Origin of the sequence: Euzebya sp., assembly GCF_964222135.1 — a bacterium.
In the GTDB taxonomy this organism is placed as follows: Bacteria; Actinomycetota; Nitriliruptoria; order Euzebyales; family Euzebyaceae; genus Euzebya.
The window spans coordinates 1-6,647 of sequence record NZ_CAXQBR010000058.1 but is presented as its reverse complement, the minus strand read 5'-3'; the positions used below and the strand labels follow the sequence as shown (position 1 = coordinate 6,647).

The 6,647-nt window shown below is 74.4% G+C and carries 5 protein-coding genes; 4 read left to right on the top strand and 1 reads right to left on the bottom strand.

Features of this window, described 5'->3' with window-relative positions; genetic code table 11:
* Window positions 1-584 precede the first annotated feature (584 nt).
* Window positions 585-1,919 carry an 8-oxoguanine deaminase gene (locus tag ACEQ2X_RS12655; RefSeq protein WP_370326174.1) on the top strand — a complete coding sequence of 445 codons (1,335 nt, stop codon included), beginning with the start codon at window positions 585-587 and terminating at the stop codon, window positions 1,917-1,919.
* A gap of 45 nt (window positions 1,920-1,964) precedes the next feature.
* Here the strand turns inward: ACEQ2X_RS12655 and ACEQ2X_RS12650 are convergent, their stop codons facing one another.
* Window positions 1,965-2,816, bottom strand: a complete 852-nt coding sequence (locus ACEQ2X_RS12650; protein ID WP_370326173.1) for a sirohydrochlorin chelatase — start codon at window positions 2,814-2,816, stop codon at window positions 1,965-1,967.
* A 116-nt stretch (window positions 2,817-2,932) separates the two neighbouring features.
* Here ACEQ2X_RS12650 and ACEQ2X_RS12645 point away from each other — a divergent pair, with 116 nt between their 5' ends.
* The 3 genes from ACEQ2X_RS12645 to ACEQ2X_RS12635 are packed head-to-tail and all read left to right on the top strand — an operon-like array spanning window position 2,933 to window position 6,574.
* On the top strand, window positions 2,933-4,789 hold the full coding sequence (locus ACEQ2X_RS12645; RefSeq protein WP_370326172.1) for a long-chain fatty acid--CoA ligase: 1,857 nt from the start codon (window positions 2,933-2,935) through the stop codon (window positions 4,787-4,789).
* A gap of 59 nt (window positions 4,790-4,848) precedes the next feature.
* Window positions 4,849-5,379, top strand: coding sequence for a sigma-70 family RNA polymerase sigma factor (locus ACEQ2X_RS12640; RefSeq protein ID WP_370326171.1), 531 nt, complete (start codon window positions 4,849-4,851; stop codon window positions 5,377-5,379).
* Between the two features lie 13 nt (window positions 5,380-5,392).
* The gene (locus ACEQ2X_RS12635) at window positions 5,393-6,574 is read left to right on the top strand and encodes a hypothetical protein (protein WP_370326170.1); all 1,182 of its coding nucleotides are present in this window, start codon (window positions 5,393-5,395) and stop codon (window positions 6,572-6,574) included.
* Window positions 6,575-6,647: the final 73 nt, after the last annotated feature.

The window sequence follows — 6,647 nt, the reverse complement described above, 5'->3', positions numbered from 1 at the left end:
ATCTTCGAGACCGCCGGGACCTTCCCCCTCACCCTCACCGTGACCTGGCAGCGCACCACCTCCGCCGGCGCCGACCAGGTCCTGCGCACCGCCACCGCCACCTACCCGGTCCACGGCATCGTCATCGGCCCCACCACCCCTCCGGGCTGAGCTGCCGACGTCCCACGCTCCGCGAGTCGCCCGTGGTGCGATGGCGACCGCCCCCGGGTCTGTGGCCGACCCCCGCGAGTCGCCCACGGTGCGATGGCGCGGCCGATATCGCGCGGGCCCGCCCCGTCGTGCGCCCACGGTGCGATGACGCGGCCGATATCGCGCGGGCCTGCCCCGTCGTGCGCCCACGGTGCGATCGCGAGGTCGGCATCGCCCCGACCCGTAGACCCGCGGCGCGATCACGCGCAGGATCGCGCCGAACCTCGCCGTCAGGCGAAGTAGGCCCCGATCGCGCCCACCATCGCCCCGGCGACCGCCCGCCCGACGAGACGAGCACCCAGGATCGCGCCCAACCTCGCCGTCAGCCGAGGTAGGCCCCGATCGCGCCCACCCTCGCCGCCCACACCACACCGATCCGCTCTACCGTCTGCAGGGTGAGCGACACACCCTCCCCCCGACTGGTCATCCGTGGCGCGCGCGGGCTCCTCGGCACGCCACCCGGCGGCACGGCCGACATCGCGGTCCGCGACGGCGTGATCGACGCGATCGGCTCGGTGGCCCCCGAGCCCGACGACGACGTCCTCGACGTCGACGGCGACATCGTCACCGCCGGCCTCATCAACACCCACCACCACCTCTACCAGTGGATGACGCGGGGCTGGGCGACCAACTCGATCCTCTTCGACTGGCTGACGACGCTGTACCCGGTCTGGGCGCGCCTGGACGCCGAGGACGTCCTCGCGGCCGCGCGCGTGGGGCTGGCCGAGCTGGTCCTCTCCGGGTGCACCACCGCCGCCGACCACCACTACGTCGTCCCCCGCGGGGACGACAGCGTGTTCGACGCGATCGCGACCGCGGCCGGCGAGGTGGGCCTCCGACTGCACCTCGCCCGCGGGTCGATGGACCTCGGCGAGTCCGCCGGCGGGCTCCCGCCCGACGCGGTGGTGGAGGACCTCGACGACATCCTCGCCTCCACCGAGCGGGTGATCGACCGCTGGCACGACGGTGAGCGGATCACGGTGACCGTCGCGCCCTGCAGCCCGTTCAGCGTCTCCGAGCAGCTCATGCGCGAGTCCGCCGCGCTCGCCCGCCGGCACGGCCTGAAGCTCCACACCCACCTGGCGGAGACGCGGGAGGAGGAGGCGGACGCACTGGCCCGGTTCGGCGCACGACCCCTCGCGGTCCTCGACGGCTGGGGTTGGGTCGCCGCCGACGTGTGGTTCGCCCACGGGATCCACTTCGACGACGGCGAGATCGCCCGCCTCGCCCAGGCCGGGGCGGGGGTAGCGCACTGCCCCTCCTCCAACGCCCGCCTGGCCGCCGGGTTCTGCCGGACCCCGGAGCTCCGGGCAGCCGGGGTCCCGGTCGGGCTCGGCGTGGACGGGGTCGCCTCCAACGAGCAGGGCACGCTCGTCACCGAGCTCCGCCAGGCCGTCTGGTCAGCCCGCCAGGGCGTCCAGGACCCCACGGCGCTGACCGCCCACGACGCGCTGGACATGGCGACCGCCGGCGGGGCCGCCTGCCTGGGCCGCACCGACGTCGGCCGCCTCGAGGTGGGGATGCAGGCCGATCTGGTCGTCTGGCCCGCCGACGACGTCGCCGACATCGCCGATCCCGTCGAGGCGCTCGTGCTCGGGCCGGACCGCCCCGCCCGCCACGTGCTGGTGGCCGGCGAGGCGGTCGTCATCGACGGCGCGCTCGAGGGTCTCGACCTCGACCTCGCGCGCCGCGACCTCGCCCGCCGCGCCCGGCGGCTCTGGCCCGCGTAGCCGAACCCCAGCCGACCCAGCCCCGACCGACCCCGACCCCCGACGTCAGCGCGTCGGCAGCCGCACGCCACCGGCGGACGGGGCTCCGACGCGGTCCTCGCGGCCCGGCAGCGGGACCCGGTACACGCAGGCGTCGCAGTTGGCGCGGACGTCGCCCTCCAGCGCCTCGTGGTAGCGCTGCACCACGGCGTCCGCGACCTTCTCGTCCGGTCCGAACCGGCCGGCCGTCACGACCTCCAACCCGGTCGACGACGCCACCGACTCGGCTGCCTCCCAGATCCGCTGCTCGAGCAACCCGGCCAGCAGCGACCAGCTGAACACGACGGCCCGGTGCGCGCCGGCGGCGTGCACCCGGCGGAGCACCTCGTCGGTCCGCGGCCAGGTGACCCCGGCGACGCAGGTCTCGACCCAGCGGTGCCCCGACCCCTCCGCCACCATGCGGGCGGCCTTGTGCAGCTCGCCGTTGGCGTCGGGGTCGCTCGACCCGCTCGCGGCCACGACCAGCACCTCGTCCGCCCGCCCCTCCCGGGGGCTGACCGCGTCCAGCCGCTCCCACGCGAGGCCGAGCAGGTCGGGGTGGACGCCCAGCACGCGCCCGTGGTGCAGCGCGACGTCGGGGAAGGCCGCCCGCACCTCCGCCAGCTGCTCGGGCACGTCGTTCTTCGCGTGCCCGGCGGCGAAGTTCAGCAGCGGCAGGGTGACCAGCGCGTCCGCCCCGGCGTCGACCAGCGGACGGGCGCCCTCGACGCCCTGGGGGTCGGCGAAGTCCTCCAGCCAGGCGTGGCCGACCGGGACCGGCAGCCGCCGGGCCACGTGGTCGACCAGGACGGCCATCTCCTCCGCCCCCTCCGGGTTCCGGGTGCCGTGGGCGATCAGCAGCAGGCCAGCGGTGCGCATGGTTGCCATGTTGCCCTGTAACCCGCGGTCACGACTTCGTAGGATCACCCGCTACGGCGTCCCAGGTGACCCACCCGGAGCGCCCCGACGGACACGCCGCGACGGAGGGCAGGCCCATGACCGACCAGGTGATCAGCGAGCGCGAGCGGATCCTCGACCGGATATCCGGTCAGACGCTGTGCACCCTGTTCCAGTCCGCGGTGTCCACCTACGGGACCGCCGACGCCCTCGGCAGCCGTGACGACGACGGCACCTGGACCTGGATGACCTGGGCGGACTACGGCGAGGCGGCCAGGCGGTTCGCGATGGCGCTCCACGCCCGCGGGCTGGGCAAGGGCGACTTCGTCGCGATCATGCTGCTCAACCGCCCCGAGCACTGCATCGCCGACGTCGGCAGCTTCCACGCCGGCGCGACCGGCGTCAGCGTCTACAACACCCTGGCGGAGGACCAGATCGCCTACGTGGCCGGCAACTGCCACGCGAAGGTGGCCGTGGTCGACGACCCCGCGACCTACGCGCGGTGGGCGAGCGTCCGCGACCGCCTGCCCGACCTCCAGACGATCGTCGTCGTGGAGGGTGCCGAGCTGTGCCACGGGGACGGCGTGATCAGCTGGGCGGACTTCCTCGCGGAGGGGCAGGCGCACCTCGACGAGGTCGGCGAGCAGGTGTTCACCGACACCTGGCAGGCCGTCCAGCCCGACGACGTCGCGACGCTCATCTACACCTCCGGCACGACCGGCCCGCCGAAGGGGGTCGTCGAGACCCACCGCGGGGTGCTCTACATCATGGAGACGGCGCGCGACATCTTCGAGATGCCGATGAAGCCGAGCATCCTCTCCTACCTCCCCCTCGCCCACGTCGCCGAGCGGATGTACAGCCACTGGCAGGGCATCAAGTACGCGGCGAAGACGCATTTCTGCACCGACTACACCCGGATCGCCGAGTACCTCCCCGAGGCGCAGCCGACCGCGTTCCTCGCCGTCCCGCGGGTGTGGGAGAAGATGCGCGCCGCCCTCCTCGCCCGCATCGACGCCGCGGAGGGGCCGAAGGCCAAGCTCGGCGAGCAGGCCTTCGCGATCCTGCCCCAGCTCGGGGCGATGGCGTTCTCGGGCAAGCGGCCGTCGCTGGTCCTGCAGGGCCAGGCGATGCTGTTCGAGAAGCTCGTCTACTCGAAGGTCCGCGAGGCCCTCGGGTTCGGGAACCTCCAGATCGCCCTCACCGGCGCGGCGCCGATGCCCGACGACCTGCTGATGTTCTTCAAGGGCCTCGGCATAGACATCATGAACGTCTACGGGATGACCGAGACGACCGCGGTCACCAACGCGAACCGGCCCGGCCGGGCGAAGCTCGGCACCGTCGGCACCGCGCTGCCCGGCATCGAGGTGGCGATCGCCCCCGACGGCGAGATCATCGCCCGAGGCCCGACCATGACCCCGGAGTACTTCGAGCGGCCCGAGGCCACCGCCGAGCTGTTCGACGACGACGGCTGGCTGCACACCGGCGACCTCGGGAGGATCGACGACGAGGGGTACCTGTCCATCGTGGGGCGGAAGAAGGAGATCATCGTCACCTCCTCGGGCAAGAACATCAGCCCCAACGAGATCGAGACCCAGCTGAAGCAGCACCCCCTCATCGGCCAGGTCATGGCCGTCGGCGACGACCGGAACTACATCTCCGCGCTGGTCGTCCTCGACCCCGAGGCCGCCGAGTCGTGGGCGGCCAAGCGCGGCATCCCGTTCGCATCGCTGGCGGAGTTCGCGGAGCGCGACGACGTCCGCGCCGAGGTCGCCGCCGCGGTCGACGCCGCCAACGCGAAGCTCGCCCGCGTCGAGCAGGTCAAGCGCTGGGAGCTCCTCGGCACCGACTGGACGGTCGAGTCCGGCGAGCTGACCCCGTCGATGAAGCTCAAGCGGCACGTCGTCAGCCAGAAGTACTCCGACGTGATCGACGGGATCTACACCGAGTCGTCCTAGACCCCCCACGTCCGCGCCGGGTGTCAGGATCTCGTCGGCGGCGGTGTTGGAAGGGGTGGATGACACCTGAGGAGGCCTTCGCGGCCCACTACGCGCGCCTGACGGGCCTGGCCCGTCGGCTGGTCGACCCCGCGACCGCCGAGGAGGTGGCAGCGGACGCCATCGCGAAGCTGGACGACGCGCCGGTCGCGGACCGCGGCGACGCCGACGTGGCCGCGTGGCTCAACCGGGTGACGGTGAACGCCGCACTGAACCGGATCCGCTCGCGACAGCGCGAGCAGGCCCGGGTCGCGGTCCACGGCCGGTCCGTCGACCCCACGCCGGACGACACCCCCGACGTGGTCGCCGACCGCCACGAGACCCAGGACCGCGTCCGCGCCGTGCTCGCCGAGCTGCCCGACCGGCAGGCCACGGCGCTGCTGCTGCGCCACTCCGGCCACCCCTACGCCGAGATCGCCGCGACCCTCGGCGTGGCCGAGGGGTCCGTCGGCGTCCTGCTCGCCCGCGGCGAGCGGGCCTTCCGACGCCGGTGGGAGGACCCCACGACCGCCGACCCCGCCGCCGCCGACCCCGCCGCAGGCGACCGCTGACCCAGGAGACCCCATGACCACCCGAGACGCGACCAGCGCCCCCGCGACCGCCTGCCCCTCCACCGGGGCGCTGCGGACTCACCTCGACCAGTCGTCCGCAGCCGTCGAGTCCCACCTCGACGAGTGCGACGCCTGCCGCGACGTCATCGTCGGGTTGGCGGCGGATGCCGGCGTGGCCCGCCGCCTGATCGGCGCGCTGGACCCCGTCGATCCGTCCGGACCGCAGCCGCCTGCCCGGACGGTGTCGCGGACCGGTCCGCCGGCATCGCCCCCCGCCCCCACCGCTCCGGCGGGACGTGCCGACAGCCGCCGGCCCGGACGGCGCGCCCGCCGCTGGCGCCCCCAGCGCGTCGCGACCCTGCCGGCGCTCGGCGTCGTGGTCGCCCTCGCGGTGGCGCTCGTGCTCACGCCGGGCGGGCGGACCGCCGTCGCGCAGTTCCTCGACACCTTCCGCGGCGAGCGCCTGCAGGTCGTCCAGATCGATGTCGACGCGATCGGCGACCTGTCCGGTCTGGCCGACCTCGGCGACGTCGCCGTCGACCGGGCGGACGAGCCGACCACCACCTCCGACCCCGCGGACGCCGAGGCGGTGAGCGGCCTGGTGCCGCCGGACGCCGACGCGCTCATCGCGGCCCTCGGGACCGATGCCACGCCGACGTACATCGCGAGCGGGGGTGGCGCCGCGACCCTGACCCTCCGGTCGCGCGACGGCAACGGCGTCCCGCCCGCGCTGGACGGCGCGGCGATCCGCGTCACCGTCCCCCCGGCGGTCGCCACCCTCCTCGTCGACGAGACCAGCTCCGCGCCCACCCCGTCCGGCGGCGACCACCTCGACCTCGACCTCGCGGGCCTGCCCCAGCTGGTCGCCGGTCGGGCCGGCGCGGTGGAGATCGCCGCCGACGGCGCCCCGCTCGAGGACATCCGCGCGTTCCTGCTCGCTCGGGACGAGCTGCCCGACAGCCTGCGCGACCAGCTCGCCGGCATCGACGACTGGCGTCACACCCTGCCGATCCCCGTCCCCTCCGACGGCGAGCTGGTGTGGGACGCGATCACCCTCGACGGCGCCCCGGCCGTCGCGTTCGGCGACGACTCGGGTCTCGCGGCGGCGGTCATCTGGGAGGCCGACGGGCTGCTGCACGGCCTGGCCGGCCCGCAGCCCCGCGACCTGCTGGTCGACCTCGCCGGCAGCCTGTGACCTCGCGCCGACTCGCGACCGGCGCCGCGCGGTGACGGACGTCCACACCGACGCCACCGATGGCCCACCGCCC